General features: G+C 71.2%; 24 protein-coding genes. 4 read left to right on the top strand and 20 right to left on the bottom strand.

Annotated features, from left to right (window positions below):
* Positions 1-38: 38 nt before the first annotated feature.
* The 6 genes from ACFWXC_RS44360 to ACFWXC_RS44385 form a co-directional block, all read right to left on the bottom strand.
* Positions 39-560, bottom strand: coding sequence for a MarR family winged helix-turn-helix transcriptional regulator (locus ACFWXC_RS44360; protein WP_384488429.1), 522 nt, complete (start codon positions 558-560; stop codon positions 39-41).
* 134 nt (positions 561-694) lie between these two features.
* Positions 695-1,738 carry an Ldh family oxidoreductase gene (locus ACFWXC_RS44365; protein WP_384488431.1) on the bottom strand — a complete coding sequence of 348 codons (1,044 nt, stop codon included), beginning with the start codon at positions 1,736-1,738 and terminating at the stop codon, positions 695-697.
* 132 nt (positions 1,739-1,870) lie between these two features.
* On the bottom strand, positions 1,871-3,571 hold the full coding sequence (locus ACFWXC_RS44370) for a thiamine pyrophosphate-dependent enzyme (RefSeq protein WP_384488433.1): 1,701 nt from the start codon (positions 3,569-3,571) through the stop codon (positions 1,871-1,873).
* A 13-nt stretch (positions 3,572-3,584) separates the two neighbouring features.
* Positions 3,585-4,445: an amidohydrolase family protein gene (locus ACFWXC_RS44375; protein ID WP_384488435.1), complete on the bottom strand. Its 861-nt coding sequence runs from the start codon at positions 4,443-4,445 to the stop codon at positions 3,585-3,587.
* A 152-nt stretch (positions 4,446-4,597) separates the two neighbouring features.
* The gene (gene lhgO / locus ACFWXC_RS44380; RefSeq protein ID WP_384488437.1) at positions 4,598-5,797 is read right to left on the bottom strand and encodes an L-2-hydroxyglutarate oxidase; all 1,200 of its coding nucleotides are present in this window, start codon (positions 5,795-5,797) and stop codon (positions 4,598-4,600) included.
* Positions 5,798-5,823: 26 nt separating this feature from the next.
* Entirely contained in the window at positions 5,824-7,266 is a 1,443-nt protein-coding gene (locus ACFWXC_RS44385) for an aldehyde dehydrogenase family protein (RefSeq protein WP_384488439.1), read from the bottom strand.
* A gap of 180 nt (positions 7,267-7,446) precedes the next feature.
* Here ACFWXC_RS44385 and ACFWXC_RS44390 point away from each other — a divergent pair, with 180 nt between their 5' ends.
* Positions 7,447-7,734: a putative quinol monooxygenase gene (locus tag ACFWXC_RS44390; RefSeq protein WP_384488441.1), complete on the top strand. Its 288-nt coding sequence runs from the start codon at positions 7,447-7,449 to the stop codon at positions 7,732-7,734.
* A 175-nt stretch (positions 7,735-7,909) separates the two neighbouring features.
* On the opposite strand, the gene ACFWXC_RS44395 is transcribed toward ACFWXC_RS44390, so the two are convergent.
* The 9 genes from ACFWXC_RS44395 to ACFWXC_RS44435 all read right to left on the bottom strand — a co-directional run bounded on the left by ACFWXC_RS44395 (position 7,910) and on the right by ACFWXC_RS44435 (position 15,396).
* Positions 7,910-8,914, bottom strand: a complete 1,005-nt coding sequence (locus tag ACFWXC_RS44395; protein WP_384488443.1) for a methionine synthase II (cobalamin-independent)-like protein — start codon at positions 8,912-8,914, stop codon at positions 7,910-7,912.
* Positions 8,915-8,918: 4 nt separating this feature from the next.
* On the bottom strand, positions 8,919-9,377 hold the full coding sequence (locus ACFWXC_RS44400; protein ID WP_384488445.1) for a heme-binding protein: 459 nt from the start codon (positions 9,375-9,377) through the stop codon (positions 8,919-8,921).
* On the bottom strand, positions 9,374-10,159 hold the full coding sequence (locus tag ACFWXC_RS44405; protein ID WP_384488447.1) for an alpha/beta fold hydrolase: 786 nt from the start codon (positions 10,157-10,159) through the stop codon (positions 9,374-9,376). Before ACFWXC_RS44405 ends, ACFWXC_RS44400 begins: the two co-directional genes overlap by 4 nt.
* 25 nt (positions 10,160-10,184) lie before the next feature.
* A complete protein-coding gene (locus tag ACFWXC_RS44410; RefSeq protein ID WP_351711210.1) occupies positions 10,185-10,556 on the bottom strand; it encodes a VOC family protein in 372 nt (123 codons plus the stop codon).
* Positions 10,553-11,323 carry a fumarylacetoacetate hydrolase family protein gene (locus ACFWXC_RS44415; protein ID WP_384488450.1) on the bottom strand — a complete coding sequence of 257 codons (771 nt, stop codon included), beginning with the start codon at positions 11,321-11,323 and terminating at the stop codon, positions 10,553-10,555. The genes ACFWXC_RS44410 and ACFWXC_RS44415 overlap by 4 nt, the downstream gene beginning before the upstream one ends.
* Positions 11,320-12,768, bottom strand: a complete 1,449-nt coding sequence (locus ACFWXC_RS44420; protein WP_384488452.1) for an NAD-dependent succinate-semialdehyde dehydrogenase — start codon at positions 12,766-12,768, stop codon at positions 11,320-11,322. The genes ACFWXC_RS44415 and ACFWXC_RS44420 overlap by 4 nt, the downstream gene beginning before the upstream one ends.
* A 20-nt stretch (positions 12,769-12,788) precedes the next feature.
* Positions 12,789-13,709 carry a VOC family protein gene (locus tag ACFWXC_RS44425; RefSeq protein ID WP_384488454.1) on the bottom strand — a complete coding sequence of 307 codons (921 nt, stop codon included), beginning with the start codon at positions 13,707-13,709 and terminating at the stop codon, positions 12,789-12,791.
* Between the two features lie 103 nt (positions 13,710-13,812).
* Complete coding sequence (locus ACFWXC_RS44430) at positions 13,813-14,724, bottom strand: LysR family transcriptional regulator (protein ID WP_384488456.1); 912 nt, start codon at positions 14,722-14,724, stop codon at positions 13,813-13,815.
* A gap of 120 nt (positions 14,725-14,844) precedes the next feature.
* A complete protein-coding gene (locus ACFWXC_RS44435; RefSeq protein ID WP_384488458.1) occupies positions 14,845-15,396 on the bottom strand; it encodes a carboxymuconolactone decarboxylase family protein in 552 nt (183 codons plus the stop codon).
* A gap of 213 nt (positions 15,397-15,609) precedes the next feature.
* Between ACFWXC_RS44435 and ACFWXC_RS44440 the strand changes: the two genes are divergently transcribed.
* The 3 genes from ACFWXC_RS44440 (at position 15,610) to ACFWXC_RS44450 (ending at position 17,522) form a co-directional block, all read left to right on the top strand.
* The gene (locus tag ACFWXC_RS44440) at positions 15,610-16,014 is read left to right on the top strand and encodes a cupin domain-containing protein (protein ID WP_384488460.1); all 405 of its coding nucleotides are present in this window, start codon (positions 15,610-15,612) and stop codon (positions 16,012-16,014) included.
* 129 nt (positions 16,015-16,143) lie between these two features.
* Positions 16,144-16,560 (top strand): SH3 domain-containing protein, encoded by a 417-nt coding sequence (locus ACFWXC_RS44445; protein ID WP_384488462.1) that lies wholly within the window; start codon positions 16,144-16,146, stop codon positions 16,558-16,560.
* Positions 16,561-16,754: 194 nt separating this feature from the next.
* The gene (locus tag ACFWXC_RS44450; RefSeq protein ID WP_384488464.1) at positions 16,755-17,522 is read left to right on the top strand and encodes an XRE family transcriptional regulator; all 768 of its coding nucleotides are present in this window, start codon (positions 16,755-16,757) and stop codon (positions 17,520-17,522) included.
* A gap of 55 nt (positions 17,523-17,577) precedes the next feature.
* Here the strand turns inward: ACFWXC_RS44450 and ACFWXC_RS44455 are convergent, their stop codons facing one another.
* The 5 genes from ACFWXC_RS44455 to ACFWXC_RS44475 all read right to left on the bottom strand — a co-directional run.
* The gene (locus ACFWXC_RS44455) at positions 17,578-18,903 is read right to left on the bottom strand and encodes an MFS transporter (RefSeq protein WP_384488466.1); all 1,326 of its coding nucleotides are present in this window, start codon (positions 18,901-18,903) and stop codon (positions 17,578-17,580) included.
* Positions 18,904-19,160: 257 nt separating this feature from the next.
* On the bottom strand, positions 19,161-20,111 hold the full coding sequence (locus ACFWXC_RS44460) for a catechol 2,3-dioxygenase (protein ID WP_384488468.1): 951 nt from the start codon (positions 20,109-20,111) through the stop codon (positions 19,161-19,163).
* Entirely contained in the window at positions 20,092-21,210 is a 1,119-nt protein-coding gene (locus tag ACFWXC_RS44465; RefSeq protein WP_384488470.1) for a 4-oxalomesaconate tautomerase, read from the bottom strand. The genes ACFWXC_RS44460 and ACFWXC_RS44465 overlap by 20 nt, the downstream gene beginning before the upstream one ends.
* Positions 21,207-21,920 (bottom strand): 4-carboxy-4-hydroxy-2-oxoadipate aldolase/oxaloacetate decarboxylase, encoded by a 714-nt coding sequence (locus ACFWXC_RS44470; protein ID WP_384488472.1) that lies wholly within the window; start codon positions 21,918-21,920, stop codon positions 21,207-21,209. Before ACFWXC_RS44470 ends, ACFWXC_RS44465 begins: the two co-directional genes overlap by 4 nt.
* A partial coding sequence (locus ACFWXC_RS44475; protein ID WP_384488474.1) for a PIG-L deacetylase family protein occupies positions 21,917-22,555 on the bottom strand: 639 nt, incomplete at its 5' end. The genes ACFWXC_RS44475 and ACFWXC_RS44470, both read right to left, overlap by 4 nt.

The following is a 22,555-nucleotide window of genomic DNA, read 5'->3' on the forward strand; positions in this document are numbered from 1 at the left end:
CCGGGGCGTGCGCGTACGGCCCGCTCGGTGCCGGTGCCTCACACGGTGGGGGCCGAAGGTACCGTCTCGCCGGGTTCGTCCTCGACCGCGTACATCAGGAAGTCGTCGACCATGCGGTGGAACAGCGTGGCCAGCTGACGCAGTTCCTCCGGCTTCCACTCGCCCAGGGCCAGCTGCATCCCGCGCGCCCCGGCGTCCCGGACCCGGTCGACGGCCTCGCGTCCGGCGTCGGTGAGCTCGATCCGCTGGGCGCGGCGGTCGTCGGGATCGGGGACCCGGGTGACATAGCCCGACCTCTGGAGCTGCTGCACCGTGCGCGTCACATGGGACGCCTCGACACCGAGCCGGTGGGCGAGCTCCCCCGGGCGCAGCGGCTCGGAATCGGCGACCTGGCGCAGCAGGGCCACCGCGGCACGGTCCAGCGGGACACCGGCGAGGGCCATCAGCCGCTCGTGCTGCCGGGCCCGGGTGCTCAGATAGGTGATGCGCGTCAGCGCACGCTCGATCTCGATGACCTCCGGCGTGGCGGCGGGGACGGCTGGCACGGGTTCTGTGGACATACCGGCCAGTTTACCATATCGTTGCGTAACTCAAGTAAGTTACTGCGTGGGTTTACGTACACTCCTGCGCAGCGTTCGCGGACCGGGGCCGCGCGGTCATGTCCCAGGACGTCTTCCGCGGGCCCCGAGCGCGCTCAGACCGGCAGTGCCACGCCCAGCCGCTCGGCGTGTTCCGTCAGCTCCCGCCAGACCTTCGGCGCCACCGGGACCCCCTTCTCGGCCCGCTCCCCGGCCACCGCCGCGCTGCGCTCCCCCGGGTAGAACACCCCGTCCGCGCCGTCGGCGACCGGCAGGCCCTGCAGCGTGCCCAGGGTGTCGTCGACCGCCGCCACGAAGGCCTCCGGGTCGCCGAAGGCGGCCGGGTCCAGGGCGATGAGCAGGGCGTTCTGGCGGTGCTCGCGGTCGCCCGCGTGGAAGGACGCGAAGATCGGGGCTCCGACCAGCACGCTGGTCAGGAGTTCGAAGGCCAGGGACATGCCGGAGCCCTTCGCGCCGCCCAGCGGCAGCGGCATGACCGCCTCGTCCGGATCGGTCGTCGGGGTGCCGTCCGCCGTCGCGGCCGCCCCCTCGGGCAGCGGCGTGCCGCTCGCCTTCGCCTGGCGGATCCTGCCGAGGGCGATGGTGGCAGTGGCCATGTCAAGGAGCAGCGGGGCGTGTTCACGGGCCGGTACGGCGATGGCGAGGGGGCTGGTGGCGACGGCAGCGCCCTTGACGCCGGTGTAGCCCATGTTGGGCATGCCGGCCACGAACCCGAGCCCCACCAGGCCCTGGTCGGCGATCCGGGACACGTAGTAGCCGATGGCGCCGGTGTGGACCGTGCGGCGGACGCCCACCGAGGCGATGCCGGTCTCGCGGGCCCGCCGTACCGCCTCGTCGGCGGCGGCTGTCAGGGCCACCGGGCCGGGGGCACGGTCGGCGTCGAGGACGGCGGCGGCCGGTGCCGTGGACTCTACGGTGAGCCGCGGGTCGGCGTTGGCGACGCCCTTGGCGAGCAGGTCCAGGTAGGCGGGGACGCGCGCGGTGCCGTGCGAGTCGACGCCGCGCTGCGCGGCCCAGACGAACACGTCGGCGGTGGTACGGGCGTGCTCGGCGCTCAGACCGCCCTTCTCCAGCAGGGCGGCGGAGAAGGTGCGCAGGTCCTCGGCGGGCACCAGGATCTTGGGGGGTGTGTCGGGCATGGCGGCGAAAGCCTCCTGGGCTACGGCGCCCCGTCGGGGGCGCGGGACTGCATCGATCCGCGGCTGCCGCCGCGCGGGCGCGACCGGCCTCGGACGGCCGACGGATGTCGAACGGCGCTTACCGCGGAGCGCTCATCGGGTGACGAGGACGTCGACCACGGCGGTCGTCCCCTCGGCCACAGCCTTCAGCGCGCGCTCCAGCGCGGGCGCGAGCGCCTCCGTCGTGTCCACGGTCTCGGTGTGCATGCCGAACGGCTCGGCGAACGCGGCGAGCCGGGGCAGCCGGTGCAGGTCGGTGCCCAGCCACTCGCCGGTGTCGGCGGCCGCCCCTTCGGGGTAGAAGCGGCGGTGGTTGAGGTTCATCGACTTGTACACGCGGTTGTTGAACACCACGATCAGCAACGGCAGTTCGTACGCCTTCGAGGCGTCGTACGACGGGATCACCGGGTTGTAGGTGAAGGCGCCGTCGCCGACCGTGAGGACCACCGGCCTTTCCCTCGCGGCGAGTTTGACGCCGAGGGCGACGGCGATGCCCTGGCCGAGTCCGCCCTGGACGTAGAAGTAGGAGTCGGGGTCGGTGATGTGCAGGTGGCGCCTGACCACCCGGCTGTGGGTGATCGTCTCGTCCACGACGATCGCGTCCTGCCCGTGCAGCAGCCTGCGCAGGGTGGCGGCGACCAGCACCGGGTCGACGCCGTCGGCCCCCTCGGCCCTGGCCTCGGCCGCGGCGATCGCCGACTGCTCGGCGGCGTGCCGCTCCTCCTGCGCGGCCCGGCGCACCGCGACCGCACGCTCGTCGAGATCCTTCGCCCGCTTGGCCAGCTGCCGCAGCGTGTTGGCGACGTTGCCTTCCAGGTACCTGTCGGCGAACAGCACTTGATGGACGACGTGCGGGCGCTGCGGGACCTCGTCGATGACGACGACCTGTGCCTTGGCGGGGCGGCGGGACGGCGGGTAGAAGGGGGCCCGGCAGTTGACCAGGAGGATGAGGTCGGCCTCGTCCATCCACGGCCCGATGTCACTGCCGGCGTGCAGCGGATGGGTGCGCGGGAAGTTGCCGCACACCGCCGAGTCGGGCTCGACCACCGGGATGTTCCAGGCCTCGGCGAAGGCGACCAGGGCCTCGAAGCCGCCCGTCTCGCGCCCCGCCGTCTCCGTGACGATCACCGGGTTGGCCGCCTCGCGGATCGACCGGGCCACGGAGTCGACCTCTTCGGGCGAGCTGTGCGTGGAGCCCGGTGCGACGACGGGCTTGGCCTCGCGGCCGTCCCACTCCTCGAGGAGGATCTCCAGCGGGATGTTCAGGTACGCCGGTCCGGCCGGAGCCCGCCAGGCCAGCTCGGCCGCCCGGGTGATCATGGCCGGCAGCGTGTGCACGCTGGCCGCCTGGGTCGACCACTTGGTGAACGGCTGGGCGACGCCGTGCGGGCCGCCCACGATCGAGAGGTTGCGGTACCACTGGCCGCCCGGGTCGTGCCCGGGAGCGTCGCCGTAGGTCGTCGACTCCGAGGAGGCGACGACCATGGGCACGCCGGCCAGCAGCGCCCCGTGCACGGCCGTCGAGCCCTGGAGCAGACCCGGCGCCGCATGCAGCAGCACGCCCTGCGGACGGCGCCTGACCAGTCCGTAGCCGGTGGCCATGCCGGCGGCCACGGTCTCGTGCGTGAGGTCGAGGTACTGCGGCGCGGGTTCGCCGTCACGGTGGCGGCGGGCCAGCGCCTCCCACACCGGGGCCCACTCGGAGCCCGAGGAGCAGAAGAGGTAGTCGGCGCCGACGGCGTTGAAGGCGGCGACGAGGGCGTCACCGCCGTCGGTTCCTGGAGTGTTGGTCATCGCCGGTGTTCCCTCAGCCCTCGATCGGCCAGTTCAGGACCTCGGAGATACCGCGGCCCAGGATCCATTCAAGCTCCTCGGGCGTGAAGTCCCAGTGCTTGGTGAACTGCTCGACCGTGTCGGTGTAGGTGATGCCGTGGCCGAGCAGCCGGGTGATGTCGGTGCCGTAGAAGCAGCGCTGCGGGCCCATCTTGTCGACCATCTCGCGCACGTACTTCTGGATGTTGTTGTTGGGGAAGGGCTGGGTGGAGTAGCCCGGCAGCGCGGACACCTTGACGTAGATGTTCGGGTGGACGTGGAGGTCGGCGGTCTCCTGGACCCAGTAGCCGATCGCGTCGTCGACGCAGCGGGCCATGATGCCCATGTGATCGATGATGATCTTCAGCTCGGGGTGCTTGGCGGCGATCTCGCCCAGCTCACGCTTCCAGATCGGGGCGTGCACCATGGTCGGGATGCGCAGCTCCTCGGCGATAGGCCAGTACCAGTCGTTGGTGCCGTCGATCATCCAGTTGCGGTCCTGCGGCCGGTGGAAGGTCAGCCGGGTGCCCTTCACATGCGGGTTCTGGGCGAAGTCCTTGAGCATCGCCTTGCCCTCTTCGGGCTTGTTCTGCGGGATGCGGGCCATGATGCCGAACCGGTCCGGGTGCGCCTCGCAGGCCTCCAGGGCGTAGTCGATACGGTCGCCCTCCCAGGACGGCGGCAGGATCAGCGCCCGGTTCACCCCGGCCTCGTCCATCAGCTCCAGGGCCTCCTCGTAGGAGAAGGGGTCCTCGCGGTGGCCGTTGAGCCGGATCCGCTCGCGGGCGCCGGGCACCCACGGGCGGTCCGGGGTCTCTTCCTTCCAGATGTGGATCTGCGTGTCGACGACGAACATGGCGCGAACTCTTTCTCTAGGAGGGGGGTTCGGGGTGGTGTGGAAGGAACGCTAGGCGGCCCGTGAGCTCTTGCGGAGATCCCGGAGCGCAAGCTGTTGTTGCGCGGAAGTGTGCTGTTCGCGGCGCATTCTCAGGTGCCGGAACAGGTCGTTCAGGAGTCGCCGAACACGGCCGCGGTGATGTGTTCGGCGATCGCCATGGAGGCCGTGGCGGCCGGCGAGGGGGCGTTGCGCACGGCCGTGATCCGGCCGACCCGATGGATGCGGAAGTCGTCGACGAGCGTGCCGTCGCGGTCCAGGGCCTGGGCGCGCACGCCCGCTCCGCCGCGCACCACGTCACGGACGCCGACTCCGGGGACGTACAGCCCGGCGTCCTTCATGAAGGCGGCGGCGGAGAAGGAACCGCGGTACTCCTTGACGCCGGTACGCCAGTGCTGGGCGGCCATCTTCCAGACCCCCGGGTAGGCGGCGAGCCCGAGAAGGTCCCGGGGCGAGACCGTGCTGCGCCGGTATCCCTCCTTGGCGAGGGCGAGGACGGCGTTGGGGCCGACCTCCACGGAGCCGTCGACACGCGGGGTGAAGTGCACGCCGAGGAAGGGGTAGCGGGGGTCCGGCACCGGGTAGATGAGGCCCCGCACCAGATCCGTCCGGTCCGGCTTCAGCAGCATGTACTCGCCGCGGAACGGGATGATCCGGGGCTCCTGCCTGTCCTGGGCGAGCCTGGCGACGGAGTCGGACTGCAGGCCGGCACAGAGGATCAGCCGGTCCACGCGGACGCGGTCCTGCCCGGACGCGACCTCGATGCCGCGGGGCACGGTGGTGATCGAGGTGACCGGGAAGCCCAGCCGCACCTCACCGCCGGAGTCGGTGACGTCCGTCGCGAAGGCCCTGGCGACCGCCGGGTAGTCGGTGATCGCGGTGCGCGGGGAGTGCAGGGCCGCGATGCCACCGGCGTGCGGCTCCAGCTCCTTGATCTCCTCGCGGGAGATCCTCCGCAGCTCCGGCACGTGGTTGTTCCTGGCCCGCTGGTAGAGGTTCTCCATCCGGCTCAGCTCGTCCTCGCGGACGGCCACCACCAGCTTGCCGATCTCCTGGTACGGCAGCTCCCGGTCCTGGCAGTACTCGCGCAGCAGCGCCACGCCCCGCACGCACAGGTCGGCCTTGAGGCTGCCCGGTGTGTAGTAGATGCCCGCGTGCACCACACCGGAGTTGTGGCCGGTCTGGTGCCGGGAGACCTCCTGCTCCTTCTCGAACACCACGACCCGGGTGCCGGGGCGGCGCAGGGCGATCTCACGGGCCGTGGCGAGGCCCACGATGCCGGCACCGACCACGCCGATCGTCTCGTCAGCCATCGGCGTCCTCCTCTCTCGTACAGTGCTCACGCGCCGAAGTGGACGGCCACCGTCTTGACGCGCGTGGAGAACCTCAGGACTTCCTCGCCCTGCTCCTTGTAGCCCGTGCCGGAGTCGTGGAATCCGCCGAACGGCAGGTGGACGTCCCAGCCGGTGGTCGTCGTGTTGACGCCGACCTGTCCGCACTCGGCCTCGTCGGTGAAGCGGTACGCCGCGGCGAGGTCCCGGGTGAAGACGGCGGCGGCGAGGCCGAAGGCGGAGTCGTTGACCGCGTCGACCGCCGCGTCGAAGTCGTCGACCGCGCGGACGGCGAGGACCGGCCCGAAGACCTCCTCGCGCCAGACGGCCATCTCGGGGGTGACACCGGCGAGGACGGTGGGCTGTACGTAGCAGCCGTGGGGCCGCCCGGTGTCCGCCCGGCCGCCGGTGAGGACGGTCGCGCCCTGTTCGACCGCCCGGCTCAGGTCGGCGAGGACGCTGTCGCGCTGCTTCGGGCTGGACAGCGGGCACAGGGTGGTCGCCGGGTCGCTGCCCGGGCCGACCGTCAGCGCCGCCACCTCCGCGACCAGCAGCGCGACGAACTCGTCGTACACCGGCCGCTCGACGATCACCCGGCTGGTGGCGGTGCAGCGTTGCCCGGCCTGGCCGAAGGAGGCGGCCACGACGGCCTTCGCGGCGGCCGGCAGGGCGGCGTCGCGCAGGACCACCGAGGCGTTCTTGCCGCCGAGTTCGCCCTGGAAGCGGACGTTGCGGTCGGCCAGGCGGCGCCGGATGCGGTTGCCGACGGCGTTGGAACCGGTGAAGGTGATGCCGGCGATCCGGGGGTCGTCGAGGAGCGCCTCCTCGATCTCGGCGGTCCGGCCGGTGACGACGTTGAGGACCCCGGCGGGCAGGCCCGCGTCGTGCAGAGCCCGGGCGAAGTGCAGGCCCGACAACGGTGTCTCGGTGGCGGGCTTGAACACGGCCGCGTTGCCGGTGGCGAGCAGCGGGGCGAGCTTGCGGGCCGGCGTGATCAGCGGGTCGTTCCAGGGGCTGATCACCAGGATCACGCCGATCGGCTCGCGCTGGGTGTGCGTACGGTGGTGCGGGCGTACGTCGTGCAGGAGGGTGCCGTAGCCCTGGCGGGCCAGTCCGGCGTAGTACTCCAGGAAGTCGGCGGCCTTGAGGGTCTCGCCGGTCGCCTCGGCCAGGGTCTTGCCGTTCTCGGCGGTGACGTCGGCGGCGATCTCCCCGGCCCGCTCCCGGATCAGCCGGGCCGCCTCGGTGAAGACGCGGGCCCGTTCGAAGGGGCTGGTGCGCTTCCAGGCGGCGAAGCCGCGCTCGGCGTGGTCGTAGGCGCGGGTGACGTCCTTGGCGGACAGGGCCGGGACCCGGGCGAGCGGGGTGCGGACGTCGGCGGGGTCGTGGACGTCGATCCATTCGCCGGTCCTCGTCCACTCCCCGCCGGAGAGGGTTTCCAGAGTGCGCATGGAGATCACTTCCTTTGTCGTCCGCGGTGCCGGCCATGCGGGCCGTTTGCGACAACACACCATGTGGGAGGGGGTTCACCAGCCCCGTGGGGGCAGGCATTGATTGCGCTGTGCGCGGGTCGGCGGGCGCATGATCCGTGCTGGAATCGGCGGACCGGACACGACTCTTGGAGGAACCGCATGGCATACGCAGTTGTCGCCCACTACCGCTGCGCACCCGCCGACGAGGCTGCGGTGCGCGCCGCGCTGTTGAAGGCACGGGAGGCCACGCGCGCCGAGCCCGCGAACCTGATGTACGAGGTGCACGTGGTGGAGGGCGAGCCGGGTGGGTTTCTGCTGTACGAGCGGTATGTGGACCGGGAGGGGTTCGAGGCGCACAAGGCGGCCGAGCACTTCAAGGAGGTCGTCGTGGGGGTGGTGTGGCCGTTGCTGACCGAGCGAACGGTGACTTTCGCTGAGGTGCTTTAGCGTCTGCCGGGCTGGTGTGGGTGGAGAGGGCGCGGGTGGACTGTGGTTGCTCGCGCCCACGCGGCGGTAGCCGCAAATCGACTACCGCCCCGCGCCCCTGAAGGGGCGCGGGGAACTGCGCGACCAGCCACGACGGCGCCGCAGTCGGCAGACGGCCGCCCGTCCGGCGGAGCGCTCAGAACTCGTTGCCCCAGCAGTACCGGGCGATGGTCTCGACCAATACGAGCTTGCGGCGCTGGTCCTCCACGGTCAGCAGTGGCCTCGACGCCACGTCCGCGAAGCCCCGTGACGGCGATACGGCCCCGTCCTCCAGGTCCTTGAACTCGCCTACCGCGTCGATGCGGGACATCACCGTGTCGATGTCCTCCAGTTCGGCGGTCGTCGCGTCGACCACGCCCAGGCAGAAGTCGCGGTCGTCCGGCAGCGCCTTGACGAGGTCGAGCTCGGCCGGTATGCCCTGGTCGAAGGGGAGGATCCAGCGGTCGGCGTCGATCTCGGCGTACAGCCGTTCGGCTCGGGCCCGGTCCACCTCGGCCGGGGCCGCCCAGCCGGGAGCCACGCCGATCCGTACGCCCTCGGGGCGCTCGTCCAGGCGTACCGCGAGCGCGTCGACGGCGAGCGCGTCCTCGAAGGAGAGTGCGCCGGGGTCTGCCGGGTCGGTGCTCAACTGGTCCAGGAGGAGCGGGTTGTCGAGCTGGATCAGGCGGACGCCCCGCGACACCAGTAGCGCGATCTCCGCCCGGACGAGCTCCGCGAAGGCTTCGCCCAGGTCACGCGCCGAGGAGACGCCGAGCCCCGGCTGGAAGGTGGTGGCCGCCAGATACGCCGGGGAGGGCAGCGCGGCCTTCGGGGCGATCACCGTCAGCTCGGCGAGCCGGGCGGCCCAGTCGGCGAGCAGCGGGCCGTCGGCCTTGGGCAGCGACTCGGCGACCCAGCGCACCAGGCCGTCCGGGCCCGCCTCGTCGGTACGGCGGAGGCCCGACACGCCGTCGAGGACCGCGCTGCGGAAGTCCTCGCGCGGGAAGTCGCCGTCGGTGACGACGGTGGTGCGCAGCTTGCGCTGCTGGGCGACCGCTTCCCGGACGGCCGCGTCGACGGCCTCGGGGTCGGCGGTCGACAGGCCTGCCGGCCGGACCAGACTGCCGTGGTGGTCGATCCGGTAGTTGAACGTGTCGGCCATGGTGTCAGTCCTTTCCGCCGGTGACGCCCCACGCGGCGAACTCCAGCTCGTAGCCGAGGTCCTTGAGGACTTCCTCGGCGATCCGCTGGTCCTCGTCCGCGGTGCCGCCGGCGATGCCGAGCCCGCCGATGATCTCGCCGTCCTTCTTGACGGTGACGCTGCCCTCGGCGGCCATGATCGGCAGGGCGGCGCCGGGGAGCTGGGAGAGCTGGGAGAAGAAGACGGGCTGGCTCTCCTGCCACTTCTTCAGCATGGGGCCGGGGCGCTGCATGACGGCCGCGGTGTAGGCCTTGGCGCGGGCGATGTCGGGGGTGAGCGGGCGGGCGCCGTCGGGGCGGCGGATGGCGATCGGGAAGCCGCCGGCGTCCACGACGGCGACGCTCACCGCCTTGCCGATCTCCCGGGCACGCCGGTGGGCGGCGTCGATGATCTCCTCGGCGGCGGCCAGGGTGAGGCTGCTCATGCTGCTTCCTTCGGTGCGGTGAGGGTGCGGCGGAGCCGGGCGACGGCCGTGTTGTACGGCTGGGGCGTCTCCCAGTACATGGAGTGCGGGGCGCCCGGGACGATCTCCAGGTGCGAGCCGGGCAGCAGTTCGTGGGCGCGGGTGACGGTCTTGACGCTGAGGACGGCGTCCTTCTCGCCCGCGAGGAAGGCGACCTTGACGCCGGAGCCCTGGATCTCCTCCAGGGAGGGTCCGTCGGTGTCGAGGTTGCGCAGGTCCTGCATCCTGGCGACGTTGAACGTGCCCATCTGCTGGAACAGGAAGGTGAGGTCGGCCCGCTCCCGCTGGAACGTCTTGGTGAGCAGCCGGTCGATCACCGGCAGTTTCACGGCCTCGGCCCGGTCGGCGGCGGCCAGTTCCTTCAGTTCGGGGTGGCTGATACCGCCGAGGGAGTGGCCGAGGACGACCGAGGAGACCCGCTCGGGGCGCAGCAGACCGGCGCGCAGCGCGGCGACGGACCCGATGGACTGGCCGACCAGCATGGCGTCGGTGATGTCCGCCTGGTCGAGGACGGCTACGACGTCGCCGGGGAAGTCCTGGCCGTCGAACTCTGCCATGGACGAGTCGGACTTGCCGAAGCCGCGCAGGTCCACGGTGACGACCGTGAACTCCTCGCGCAGCGCGGCCACTTGCTGCCACCAGGCGGCGTGGTGACCGCCGCTGCCGTGCACGAACAGGATCGCCGGGCCGCTGCCGTGGCGCTCGTAGTAGATGGAGGTGCCGTCGGAGTCGGCGAAGGGCATGGGGTGAACTCCCGTACTGGCGCGGCTAGTTGGGGCGGCGGGCGTGGTAGACCAGCTCGATCATGGTGTGGTCGGGGTCGTGGATGTAGCAGAACTTGGACTGGTTCTCCGGGCGTTCGATCGGCCGGGTGTGCCGGATGCCCAGCTCCTTGAGGTGGGCGAGGAACTCGTCCCAGTCGTCGACCTCGACGGCGAAGTGGTAGGGCGCCATGCGCTCCATCTCCTCGACCGGGGTGAAGTGCAGGTCGAAGGTGCCCCGCGTCATGAGGACGACCCGGGTGTTGGACTTGGGCATGATGCGCTTCATCCCGAAGACCTTGGTGTACCAGGCGGCGGTCCGGTCGGGGTCGGTGGTGGGGAAGTTGACGTGGTGGATGTAACGGGGTTCCGCGCTCATGAGTGGTTCCCTTCCAGGTGTACGGGGTTGGACAGCACGCCGATGCCGCTGATCTCGACGTCCACGGTGTCGCCGGGCTCGATCTGGCAGGTGGACTCGGCGCCCATCCACAGCACGTCACCGGGGTGCAGGGTGATGTGCCGGGTGATCTCGACGATGTGGTCGAAGGGGTCGAAGACCATGTCCCCGGTCGGGAACGCGGCGCGGACCTCGCCGTTGACGCGCAGCGTGGTGGTCTGGGCGAGGGCGTCGACGTCGGTCTCGATCCATGGCCCCATGGGCTTGAACGTGTCGCTGTTCTTGCTGCGCCAGAAGGTGCGGTCCTGGTGCTGCCAGGTGCGGGCGCTCACGTCGTTGCCGACGGTCCAGCCGAAGACCGACTTCCGGGCGTCGTCGTAGGTCGCGTACCGGAGCGTACGGCCGATGACGGCGACGAGTTCGGGCTCGGCCTCGAACCGCCCGGTCACCCCGGCCGGCTTGACGATCGGCGAACGGTGGCCGGTGAGGGCGTTGTTGGCCCGGTAGCCGACCTCGGGGCGGTCGGGTGTCGAGGCGCCGGCGTGTTCGATGTGCCGTGGGTAGTTGTGGCCGACGGCGTAGAACACGCCGGGTACGACGGGCGGCAGCCAGACGGCCTCGGCGATCGGAACGGTGCCGAGGACATCGGGGTCGGCGGTCAGCGGCGAGCCGGAGAGGAGTTCGACGTCCGTCTCCGCCACCCGGCCCCACACCGCCCGGCCGTCGACGGACACGCGTGCGTACCTCATGGCGTCAGCAGGTGGGAGACGCGCTTGGTGACCAGGTAGGCGTCCAGCGCCTCCGGCCCGCCCTCCCGGCCGTACCCGCTGTCCTTGACTCCGCCGGAGGGTGCCTCGTGGACCGAGCCGCCGCAGTGGTTGAGGGAGAGGATGCCGGCCTCGAACCCGTCCGACAGCTTCTCGGCGGTCGCGGCCGACCTGGTGAAGCCGTAGGCGGCCAGGCCGTACGGCAGGGAGTTGGCGACGGCCAGCGCGTCGTCCAGGTCGGCGAAGGGCACGATCGGCGCGACGGGCCCGAACGGCTCCTCGGACATCAGCTCCGCATCCGGGGTCAGGTCGGTGAGGACGGTCGGCGCGAAGAAGTACCCGGGGCGGTCCGGGCGTTCGCCGCCGGTGAGCACCGTCGCCCCCTTGCGCACCGCGTCCGCGGTCAGCCGCTCGACCGACCGCAGCCGGCGCTCGTTCGCAAGGGGGCCCATGGTGGTGCCCTGGGTCAGGCCGTCGCCGACGACGACCGACTCGGCGGCCTTCACGAACTCGGCGGTGAAGTCCTCGACCAGGGACTCGTGGACGAGGAAACGGCTGGGCGAGGTGCACACCTGGCCCGCGTTGAAGAACTTGGCCTGCGCGGCGCGCCGGGCGGCCTGACCGGGGTCGGCGTCGGCGCAGACGATCACCGGGGCGTGGCCGCCGAGTTCCATCAGGGTGGGCTTCATGACCTTGCCGGTCTCGGCGGCGAGCAGCTTGCCGACGGGCACCGAGCCGGTGAAGGCGATCATCCGGGTGACCGGGGAGGCGATGAGGTGGGCGGAGACCTCGGCCGGCTCGCCGAAGACGAGGCCCAGCACCCCGGCCGGCAGGCCCGCGTCCGCGTAGCACTCCACCAGCGCGGCGGCCGTCGCCGGGGTCTCCTCCGAGGCCTTGATGATGAGCGAGCAGCCCGCCGAGAGCGCCGAGGAGATCTTGCGGTTGGGGCCGCCGACCGGGAAGTTCCACGGCACGAAGGCGGCGACCGGGCCGATGGGTTCGCGGCGGACGGTGAGGACCGTGCCGGGCACGGACGGGATGATACGGCCGTACGCGCGGCGGGCGTCCTCGGTGTGCCAGCGCAGCGTGTCGGCGGTGCGCCTGGCCTCGCCGGTGGACTCGGCGAGGGTCTTGCCCTGTTCCAGGGTCATCACCCGGCCGATCTCGGCGGCGCGTTCGGCGATCAGGTCGGCGGCCCGGTCCAGGATCGCGGAGCGCCTGGCGACGGAGGTCGCGCGCCACACCCTGAAGCCCTCGGCGGCTGCTTCGAGTGCCCGGTCGAGGTCGGCGCTGGTCGCGAGGGGGACCTCGCCGATCGGCTCCTCGGTGGCGGGGTTGACGACGGGGGCGGTCCGTCCGGTGCCGCCCTGGCACCACTCGCCCGCTATGTACATGCGGACGGCGGGATAGCCGTGGTCGGTGGTCATGAAGGGGTGCCCTCTCAGGGTCAGGACGCGGTGGGGGCTTCCTGGTCACGGTTGGTGCGCAGGGCCCAGATGTGGTGCGGCGGGGTCGTCTCGTGGACCCGGGTGCCGTAGTTCCCGTCGGCCCGGTCCATGTCGGCGGCGTACTCGACGCGGCCGCCGCAGGGGGCGTGCAGGAAGCGGAAGACGTTGGAGCCGATGGTGTGCCGGCCGAGTCTGCGGGCCTCCCGCCAGCCGTGCTCGATCATGTGGTTGCCGCCTTCGATCACGTCGTCGAAGCCGGGCACCTCGTAGGCGATGTGGTTGATCCCCGCCTTGTCGGGCCGGTAGCACAGCAGCATGGTGTGCTGGTCGTCGTCGCCGGGGGCCTGCATGAACACGCCCATGGGTTCGACCACGTCGGTCGGGCGGAAGCCGAGCCGGTCGATGTAGAAGCCGACGGCCTGCTCGCGGCCCAGCTTCGGGATGTTCAGGGCGACATGGCACATGCGCAGCGGGCGGACCCGGGTGATCGGCTCCAGGGCGGTGTTCCACCGGTTGACGCTGCCGAGCGTGTTGGCGGCGCGGGGCGTGACGGGGGCCGGCCTGGGGCGGGCCAGGGTCAGGCCGACGCCGAAGCCGGTCTCGTCAACGGTGTGGTGGACGCCGTCGGCGCTCTCGCGGACCTCGCGGTCCCGGCCCGCCGCCGCCACCAGCCGCTCCAGTTCCGCGGGCGTGTCGACGCCCCAGACGACCTCGCGCAGGGTCGGCCCGTCCTCGACCGGGGCCGGCAGCGGCGGTCCGGGCAGGGTGTCGAGGTGCAGGGTCTGTCCGGTGCGCGTCTCGAACACGGCGTGCTCGTCGGTCCGTTCCACCGGGAACAGCCCGAAGTCGTCGAAGAACCGAACGCAGGTGTCGAGGTCGTCGATGCCGTACGTGACCGATTCGATTCTCTGGATTCCCATGGATTCCTCGTTTCCAGGTCGCCTCGCGAGCGTAGATATCGGCCGGCGAGGGCCTCAATGGCCTGAGCTCTACGGAATGCGCAAGCGTTTCTTGCGGCCCCGGCTACGACCGGATCGTGGGAATCGGGTTCTGCGAGAACCACTCGGCGAGAAAGTCCAGGAACACGCTGATCTTGCGCGGGGTGTCCTGCCCGGGACCGTAGATCGCGTACAGCGGGCGGTCGGGTACGGCGAGGTCGGGCAGCAGCACCTGGAGGGCGCCGGAGACCAGGTCGTCGTAGGCCGGCCGCTGGGGCAGCAGGGCGATGCCGCGGCCGTGCACCGCCGCCTTCTGGAGGGCGATGTAGGAGTTGGACGAGAACGCGATGTTACGGATCTTGTGCAGGGTGCTGGCGTGCCCGTGGCCGATCCGCCAGACCGGGTCGTTGAGGTGGACCAGGCAGTCGTGGGCGGCGAGGTCGTTCGGGTGGGCGAGCGTGCCGCACCGCTCCACGTACTCCTCGGCGGCGCACAGCACGAACGGCAGCGAGGCGATCTTCTTCAGCCGGACGCTGGAGTCCCGCAGGTCCCGGGTGTGGAAGGCGACGTCGAATCCGCTGTCCAGGAAATCGTAGGTGCGGTCGGACATCCCGCCGAGTTCGAACCGGACCTGGATTTTCGGATGCGTCGCAGAGAACGCGGCGATGGCGTCCCCGAGGTCGAGGCTGCCTATCCACTTGGGGCAGATGACGCTGAGGGTGCCCTCGGGCCGGTCGTGGAGCTGGGCGATGCCGGCGTCCTCCGCCTCGATCTCGTCGAGAATGCGCGCGGCGAACTCGGCGTACCGCTGGCCCGGCTCGGTCAGGCTCACGGAGCGGGCGGTGCGGTTGACCAGGCGGACACCGATCTGCCGCTCCAGTTCCGCCACGTGCCGGGAGACCAGGGAGCCCGAGGAGCCGAGTTTCTTGGCGGCTCCGCTGAAACTGCCGACCTGGGCGACGGTGACGAAGCTGTGCATCAGGAGCAGGCGATCCATTTTTTCCTCCGAACGCGCGTGCGGCTCGCGCCGGTCACCCACACAAATCGAATGTCGGCAATTCTGTCAACGGTTCTACTCTTAAAAGATCGGCCGCGTTTCTCATGGTCAGGCCCTGGATCAGGCTCCGTCCGGGGTGATCCGGCCATAGCCGCGGACGTCCGGGAACGGCGGCTCCCGGTCGGCCTGGAGGTCCACCTGGAAGGTGTTGAGGCACATGCCGAGCATGGTGAAGTTGCCGAGCGCGCCGATCGTGTCGACCAGCCCCTTGGGGCCGAAGTGCGCCAGCGCGCGGGCGAAGGTCTCGTCGGTGACGAAGTGCTCCTCCAGGACCTCCCGGCAGAACTGGTAGAAGGCCTGGTCGGCCTCGTCGTCGAAGACCGCCGGACGCTTCTCGGCGACGGCCTTGACGGCGGCCTCCGGGATGCCGGCCTCGATCGCCTGGTGGACATGGGCGTTCCAGGAGTACTGGGCGTCCCAGTTGCGGGCGGCCATCAGCAGGGTCAGTTCGCGCAGGTGTGTGGGCAGGCTGCAGTCGAACCGGGCGAAGGCGCCGAGCGATTCGGCACGTTCGCACATCTCGGGGCTGTGCAGCCAGACCCGGAACGGGCCGCGGACGGCGCCGCGGCGGCCCGCGATCCGGGCGGCCAGTTCCTGCTGTCGCGAGTCCATGTCTTCTTCGCTGAGTACGGGGAGCCTCATGGGGGCCGGTACCTGCTTTCTCTCTCCGGCGGCCGTGGGATGCCAGGTGACGCTACAGCCGGATCCGGGCGGCTCACCCCTCCCGGAACGCAAGGTAAAACTGCACGCCAGGGGGCACCCGTTCGCACGGACACGACCTAACGTCGGTCGGCGTACCGCATCGCAGTGGAGAGGAATCCTCGGATGACCACGATCATCAAGGCCGCGTCCGTGCCCGTGCTCGACCGGGGCGGCGCGGTCGTGTCGACGCCGCTGATCACCACGCCGTCGGCGGGCGGGGAGAACCTGATCACGAGCGGGATGAGCGTCTATCCGGTCGGCTCCGGGGCGCCGTTGCACTCGCACAACTGCGACGAGCACGTGACCGTCCTGGAGGGCGAGGCGGAGGTGTGGGTGGACGGCGAGGTGACCCGGCTGGGACGCTTCGACACCACCTACGTCCCGTCCCCCGTCCCGCACCTGTTCCGCAACGTCGGCGACACCCCGCTGCGGATCCTGTGGGTGTACTCGTCGGGGTACGTCACCCGGACCTTCACGGCGACGGGAAAGACGGTCGAGCACCTCTCCGCCGACGACCAGATGGGCTGAGCCCCCGTCCCCGGGGACGTTCCAGGCGTCCCGGGGCACGCGGGGACGACATGACGGCCCCCGGCCATGGCAATCCTCCGAATCGTGATCACGCTTCGTGGTCACGGGCACGACAGCACGGAGGTTTCCATGTCCCGTCGGATCCTGAAGAGCGGCCTGCTGGCCACGGTCGCGGTGTTCGCGTTCCTGCCCACGGCCGGGGCCGCCACCGCGAGCGCCGCCACGATCCCCGCACCGCAGGGAATCGTCCAGTACTACGACTACACCACCCTGCCCGCCCCGGCGGCCGCCCGTCACCACCGGCACTACAGCTACCGCACCGTCGGCCGGGTGACCACGCACCACGTCCGGCTCAACGTCCGCTCCGGCCCGAGCACCCGCTACCGCGTGGTCGGACACCGTCACCACAACCGGCTGGTTCCGGTGGCCTGCAAGACGTACGGCGGTTCGGTGCGCGGCAACCACACCTGGTACCGCCTTCCGCACCGCAAGGGGTTCGTCTCCGCCCGCTACGTCCGGGTCGGCCACGCCGTTCCGTGGTGCTGACGGGTCAGTCCCGCCGTACTCCCTGACCGCCGAGGCCTGTTCGGGAACCCGCGTTCCCGAACAGGCCTTCGGCCTGCACCCCCTGATTCACCGTCTTCACACCTGTTCGCCGATTGCGGCCCCGGTATCCATGGGAAGCCATTCCGACAACAGGGGCGAAACGCCCATAGCGTAGTGAAGTCGAGGCACGCGACATGCGGCACTCCGATGGAGCGACCACCACCCCACCCGACGAATCGCCGGCGGCGAGCCTGCGCGAGCTGAAGGAGCGTACGGGACTGAGCCTGGCGGCGCTGGCCGCCCGCACCCCGTACAGCAAGTCCGCCTGGCACCGCTATCTCAGCGGCGCCAAGCGGCCGCCGCGCCCTGCCGTGGAGGCCCTGGCCCGGCTCGCGGGTGTCGATCCGGCGGCCGTACTGGCGCTGTGCGAGACCGCCGAGGAGCAGCCGGCCGCGGCTCCGGCGCCGGAGCGGCCGAAGGCGCGGCGGTGGTGGCGGCTGCCGCTGACCGCGCTCGCGCTGCTCGCCGTGGCCGGGGTGACGGCGGCCGCCATGACCGTGTCCGACCGGCGCACCGCCCAGGGTACGCAGCCGGTGTCGGGGGCGCCGCGCTGCCACGGGCGGTCCTGCCAGGGCGAGTTGCCGGACGCCTCGGCGTGCGCCCGGGACGCGCAGACCAAGAGCAGGGTCACCGGTGCCGCGTACGACGTCCGGCTGCGCTACTCCCCCACCTGCGGCACGGCCTGGTCCGAGGTGCGGATGCACGCCCCGCACGCCCGGGAGGTCTCGGTCCGGGCCGGGCAGGACGTGCTCTCCGCGAGCTATCCCGCCGAGGACTCCGTCGGCTACACCAGCCCGATGCTCGCGGTGCCGACGCCCCGGGGGGTGGAGGCGTGTGCGGAGGTCGGGGGGAAGCTGGCGTGCACCGGGCTGGAGGCCGAGCCCGAGGGCTTGGAGGAGTGAAAAAGGCGCCGCGCCCGTGGAAGGAGCGCGGCGCCGGACCGGTCGCAGACACCGGTCAGTGGGCGGCGACCAGTTCCTCCTGGTCGTTGCTGCGCTGCGGCTGCCGGGCCGAGCGCAGGGCGGCGATGCCGATGAACACCATCGAGGAGACACCGGCCAGCGCGAAGGCGGTGAAGCCCCAGTCGCCGTTGCCGGCCGCGAGCAGCTGGCCGCCGAGCCAGGGGCCGAAGACGGCACCGAAGCGGCCCATGCCCGAGGTCCAGCCGACGGCGGTGGCCCGGTTGTCCGGGGTGGAGCGGATGGAGACCGTCGCGTAGATCATCGTCTGGGCGCTGTTGAGGAAGACGCCGGTGAGGAAGACGACCACCATGGTCACGCCGGTGGCCATGTGGATGCTGAGCAGGTAGACGCCGACGGCGGTCAGGGCGAACCAGATGGCGGAGATGCGCGGGGCGCCGAACCGGTCGGCGGCGCGGCCGGCGACCAGCATGCCCACGATGCCGCCGAGGTTGAAGACGACGACGAACGTCAGGGCGCTGCCGAGTTCGTAGCCCTCGCCGCGCATCAGGGTGGGCAGCCAGGTGGCGACGCCGTAGACCAGCAGCAGACCACCGAAGGAGGCCAGCCAGTAGAGCAGGGTCTGGCTCCACTCTCCGCCGCGGAACAGGCCGAGCAGCGCGTCCCAGCGGTCGGCGGCGGTCTTCTTGCCGGTGGCGGCGGGCAGTTCGACCTCGTAGCGGCCGGCCAGCGTGCGGGCCTCCTCGGTGCGGCCCTTGGCGACCAGGAAGCTCAGCGACTCCGGCAGGAACTTCAGCAGCACGGGCACGAAGAGCAGCGGGAGCACGCAGACCCAGAAGGCGGCGCGCCAGCCGACCGGTTCGACCAGCCACTTGGCGACGTACGCGGAGAGGATGCCGCCCGCGTGGTGGGCGGTCATCAGCAGGCCGATGGTGATCGCCACCCGGCCGCCCCGGGCGTAGTCCGAGACCATGCTGATCGCGGTCGGCAGCAGACCGCCGAGGCCGACCCCGGCCAGGGTCCGGCCGAGGCCGAAGACGGCGACGCTGCCCGAGACCGCGCAGATGCCGGAGGCGAGCGAGAACAGCGTGACGCAGCCGATCATCAGCTGCTTGCGGCCGATCCGGTCCGCGACGGTGCCTGCGGTCAGGGCGCCCACCAGCATGCCGAAGGTGGCGTAGGAGCCGAGGTCGCCGGCCCGGTCCGGGGTGAGGCCGAAGGTCTTGGTCTCCAGCAGGTGGGGCAGCACCGAGCCGTAGATGAACATGTCGAGGCCGTCGAAGAGCACGGCCAGCCAGCACAGACCGACGACCAGCAGGGCCAGTTTGCTGCCGCGGGCGGACAGGGCGGGGGAGGAGGACATCTTTGTTTTCCTCTCGTCCAGGAGGCGTTCCCTGGAGGGGAAGCGGTGAGGGGGTCGACGCGGCTCGTGCGGCTGACCCGTGGTGCGTAGACGCTAAGGATCCGGACCCAGGAGTGTCAACGGTTTTGTCAACAATCTCAGCAACAATCCAGACACTGGCCGAGCCACCCGGCGGACGGGGTAAAACCGCAGGTGGGAAAGGGGGGTGGGCGACGCACGGCAGCGCGTCACCCACCCCCCTGATGGCCGAAAAAGGGTCAGCCGACCGGCGGTGTCCCATGGGTGTGGAAGGACTCGATCGTCTTGAGACCCCACGCCTGCCCCTTGGCCCGTTCGGCCTCGGTCCAGGTGATCAGCGGCCAGTCGGGCGCCAGCACGAGCCTGGTCAGGGGGTTGCAGAGTTCGATGCGGTTGCCGCCCGGCTCGTAGACGTACAGGAAGAACGTCTGCTGGATGGCGTGCTTGTGCGGGCCGGTCTCGATGAACACGCCGGTGTCGATGGCGAGATCGGCCGCGCGCAGCACGTCCTCGCGGGTGTCGGTGGCGAAGGCGATGTGGTGCAGCCGCCCGGTCGAGCCCGTCCAGTCCGAGGTGTACACGACGTCGTACGACTTGTTCGTGAAGGTCAGCCAGCGGGCCGCGATCTTCCCGGTGTCGAGCCGGATCTGCTCGGTCGGCCGGGCGCCCAGTACCTGTTCCTGGAACTCGGCGTTGGCGAGCACGTCGGCGGCCAGGAAGTTGATGTGGTCCAGGCGGCGCACGCCGACGCCCCGGTTGGGCTTGGCCTGCGGCTGGTTCTTCAGCGCGGGCCTGAGCCCGTCGGGGGCCCGGTAGTGCTCGCTCTCCCAGTAGAGGGCGTGCTCGTGGCCGTCCGGGTCGGTGGTGACGTAGAGCTTGCCGAGGCCGGGCTCGTCCTCGGCCCAGTGGCCGGTGCCGCCCGCCTCCTCGACCGCCCTGACTCGGCGGTCCAGGGCCTCCTCGCTGGAGGTGCGCAGGGCGAGCCGGCCGAGTCCGGGCCGGTCCCGGGCGGTGAGGACCAGGCTGTGGTGCTCGTAGTCGTCGAAGGTGCGCAGATAGACCGTGTCGCCGTCCCGGCCGTTGACGGTCAGTCCGAGGTAGTCGGTGAAGAAGGCGACGCTGGCGTCCAGGTCCGGGGTGAACAGCTGGGCGTGGCCGATATGGGCGATGTCACCGAGCGGCGGAGCCATCGTTGCCTCCTTGGGGCTGTGCGGGGATGGCGGCGGCGCGGGGGAAGACCGTGCCGTCGAAGATCTTGCGGGCGGTGCGGACGACCGCGGTACGGCGGGCGGCCGGCGGGGAGCCGTCGGATCCGGGGTCGACGCTGGTGTCGATCTCCAGGAATCCGGTGGGGTGTTCGACGCGGATCCGGTCACCGTGTTCCGGGAGCCGGGCGATCCCCTCCCCCACGCTGCCGGGCAGCCTGAGACCGGCGGCCACGCTCGCGGCGCCGAGGACGCCGATCGAGGTGTGGCAGCGGACCGGGATGAAGGTGCGGGTGGTGACCGCGCCGCCGTCGCGGGGCGGGGCGAGCAGGCTGAGCTTGGGCACGGTGGCGGTCTCGACGTCGCCGAGGCCCATCAGCTTCCCCGCGGCCAGCCGGATCTCGTGCAGCCGGTCGGCGAGGGCCAGATCCTCCTCCAGGTCCTTGGGCGTCTCGTACCCGGTGACCCCGAGGTCGCGCGCGGCGACGAGCACGGTCGGCATGCCGTTGTCGACGCAGGTCACCGTCGTACCGGCGACGGTGTCGCGGACGTTCCCGGTGGGCAGCAGCGGACTCCGGCCGGCCGGGAACTCGATCACCACCGGGGCGGCCGTGCCGGGCACGCCGGAGATCTCGGCGTCCCCGGTGTAGTCGACGCGCCCGCCGGGCGTCGGGAAGGTGGCGATGGCCAGTTCTCCCGTGTTGACCATGCGAATCCGTACGGGGGTCTCTCCGTCACCGGGGGCCACGAGCCCCCGTTCCACGGCGAACGGGCCGACTCCGGCGAGGATGTTGCCACAGTTCTGACGGTCGGTCACTTCCGGTCGGTCGACGGCCACTTGGAGGAAGAGGTAGTCGACGTCCGCCTCGGGGTCGGCGGACGGCGCGATCACGGCGACCTTGCTGGTGAGGGGGTGCGCCCCGCCCAGGCCGTCGATCTGGCGCGGGTCGGGGCTGCCCATCACCCGCAGCAGCAGGTCGTCGCGGGCGGCGGGGTCGGCGGGCAGGTCCTCGGCCAGGAAGTAGGCGCCCTTGGAGGTGCCGCCGCGCATCAGCATGCAGCGCACCTCCGCGGGCCCGGTCACGGGGCGGACTCCTGGTGCCCCTTGTACTCCTCGTACGTCCTGTACTCGACGCCGAGCCGCTTCAGGGTGTCCCGCAGTCCGTAGCGGTCCAGGCCGAGCTGGCCCTCGACGAACGCGGCCCGGGTCGCGGCCTCCTTGGCCTCCCGGGCCTCGGACTTCTCGGCCGTCTCGCGGACCCGCTCCCGGGGTACGACCACGACACCGTCGTCGTCCGCGAGGATCACGTCACCCGGGTTGATCACCTGGCCGTCGATGGCGATGGGCACGTTGACCGAGCCGCCGGTGGCCTTGACCGTGCCCTGCGAGGAGACCGCCCGGGACCAGGCGGCGAAGCCCATGTCCCGCAGTTCCTGGGTGTCGCGGACACCCGTGTTGAGGACGACCCCGCGCACCCCGCGCTGCTTCAGCGCGGTCGCGAACAGCTCGCCGAACAGGCCGTCCGTGCAGGGCGAGGTGGTGGTGACGACCAGGATGTCGCCCTCGCCGCACTGCTCGACGGCCGCGTGGATCATGAGGTTGTCGCCGGGCCAGCTGAGCACGGTGACTGCGGTGCCGGCGACCCGGACACCCTGCTGGACCGGGCGGATCCCCGGGCCCAGCAGACCGGTCCGGCCCATCGCCTCGCTCACCGTGGCGACACCGAAGCCGGCCAGGGCGTCGACGTCCTTCAGCTCCGCCTTCGGCGGACGGGTGACGATCACGCCGCTCACGCCAGCTCCTTCGCGATCTGCGGGAACGGCCGCATGAACGCCTCGGCCATGGTGTTGTGCGCCAGGCCCAGGTTGGGGCCGGCGTTCCGCTTGAGCTGGACGCCCCGGCGGACGGCGAGGTCGGTGTAGTAGGCCCACAGGTGCTGCTGGGCACCGAGACACTCCATCGCCTTGCGCTTGGTGTCCCAGACCTCGGTGATGTCGAGGAGGACCTCGGGCCTGAAGCCGCTCATCTCGGGCTGGTGCGGCTCGAAGTAGAAGACCGGCGGGGCGCCGATGATGTCGCCCTCGCCCGGGTACCCGATGGCCTGGGCGAGGATACGCGCCTCCAGGGCCATCCGGTTGGCGGCCGGGTGGTCGCCGTTGTAGGGGTCCTCGACGGGGTGGGTGAGCACGACGTCGGGCTGGGTCTCGCGGTAGACGGCGACCAGCTGGTCGGTCAGCTCGCCGGTGGCCACCAGCGGGTAGTCGCCGGCGTCGAAGAAGCGGACCTCGGCGCCGAGAGCGGCGGCGGCCTTCTCCGCCTCCTCCCGGCGTATCGCCTTGATCTCCTCCAGGTTCCTGCCCTCGCGCCACGCCTTGGCGGACTCACCGCGCTCGCCGAAGGTCAGACACGCGATGGTGACCTTCTCGCC

This window comes from Streptomyces sp. NPDC058683 (assembly GCF_042716195.1).
In the GTDB taxonomy this organism is placed as follows: Bacteria; Actinomycetota; Actinomycetes; order Streptomycetales; family Streptomycetaceae; genus Streptomyces.

Bases quoted from the DNA above. Each gene is read 5' to 3' on its own strand.
- ACFWXC_RS44370 (WP_384488433.1), bottom strand. From the start codon at position 3,571: ATGACCAACACTCCAGGAACCGACGGCGGTGACGCCCTCGTCGCCGCC.
- ACFWXC_RS44420 (WP_384488452.1), bottom strand. From the start codon at position 12,768: ATGACCACCGACCACGGCTATCCCGCCGTCCGCATGTACATAGCGGGC.
- ACFWXC_RS44395 (WP_384488443.1), bottom strand. From the start codon at position 8,914: ATGGCCGACACGTTCAACTACCGGATCGACCACCACGGCAGTCTGGTC.
- ACFWXC_RS44415 (WP_384488450.1), bottom strand. From the start codon at position 11,323: ATGAGGTACGCACGCGTGTCCGTCGACGGCCGGGCGGTGTGGGGCCGG.
- ACFWXC_RS44425 (WP_384488454.1), bottom strand. From the start codon at position 13,709: ATGGGAATCCAGAGAATCGAATCGGTCACGTACGGCATCGACGACCTC.
- ACFWXC_RS44405 (WP_384488447.1), bottom strand. From the start codon at position 10,159: ATGCCCTTCGCCGACTCCGACGGCACCTCCATCTACTACGAGCGCCAC.
- ACFWXC_RS44400 (WP_384488445.1), bottom strand. From the start codon at position 9,377: ATGAGCAGCCTCACCCTGGCCGCCGCCGAGGAGATCATCGACGCCGCC.
- ACFWXC_RS44410 (WP_351711210.1), bottom strand. From the start codon at position 10,556: ATGAGCGCGGAACCCCGTTACATCCACCACGTCAACTTCCCCACCACC.
- ACFWXC_RS44385 (WP_384488439.1), bottom strand. From the start codon at position 7,266: ATGCGCACTCTGGAAACCCTCTCCGGCGGGGAGTGGACGAGGACCGGC.
- ACFWXC_RS44365 (WP_384488431.1), bottom strand. From the start codon at position 1,738: ATGCCCGACACACCCCCCAAGATCCTGGTGCCCGCCGAGGACCTGCGC.
- ACFWXC_RS44460 (WP_384488468.1), bottom strand. From the start codon at position 20,111: ATGGCTCCGCCGCTCGGTGACATCGCCCATATCGGCCACGCCCAGCTG.
- ACFWXC_RS44450 (WP_384488464.1), top strand. From the start codon at position 16,755: ATGCGGCACTCCGATGGAGCGACCACCACCCCACCCGACGAATCGCCG.
- ACFWXC_RS44375 (WP_384488435.1), bottom strand. From the start codon at position 4,445: ATGTTCGTCGTCGACACGCAGATCCACATCTGGAAGGAAGAGACCCCG.
- ACFWXC_RS44440 (WP_384488460.1), top strand. From the start codon at position 15,610: ATGACCACGATCATCAAGGCCGCGTCCGTGCCCGTGCTCGACCGGGGC.
- ACFWXC_RS44435 (WP_384488458.1), bottom strand. From the start codon at position 15,396: ATGGACTCGCGACAGCAGGAACTGGCCGCCCGGATCGCGGGCCGCCGC.
- ACFWXC_RS44455 (WP_384488466.1), bottom strand. From the start codon at position 18,903: ATGTCCTCCTCCCCCGCCCTGTCCGCCCGCGGCAGCAAACTGGCCCTG.
- ACFWXC_RS44360 (WP_384488429.1), bottom strand. From the start codon at position 560: ATGTCCACAGAACCCGTGCCAGCCGTCCCCGCCGCCACGCCGGAGGTC.
- ACFWXC_RS44445 (WP_384488462.1), top strand. From the start codon at position 16,144: ATGTCCCGTCGGATCCTGAAGAGCGGCCTGCTGGCCACGGTCGCGGTG.
- ACFWXC_RS44430 (WP_384488456.1), bottom strand. From the start codon at position 14,724: ATGGATCGCCTGCTCCTGATGCACAGCTTCGTCACCGTCGCCCAGGTC.
- ACFWXC_RS44390 (WP_384488441.1), top strand. From the start codon at position 7,447: ATGGCATACGCAGTTGTCGCCCACTACCGCTGCGCACCCGCCGACGAG.
- lhgO (WP_384488437.1), bottom strand. From the start codon at position 5,797: ATGGCTGACGAGACGATCGGCGTGGTCGGTGCCGGCATCGTGGGCCTC.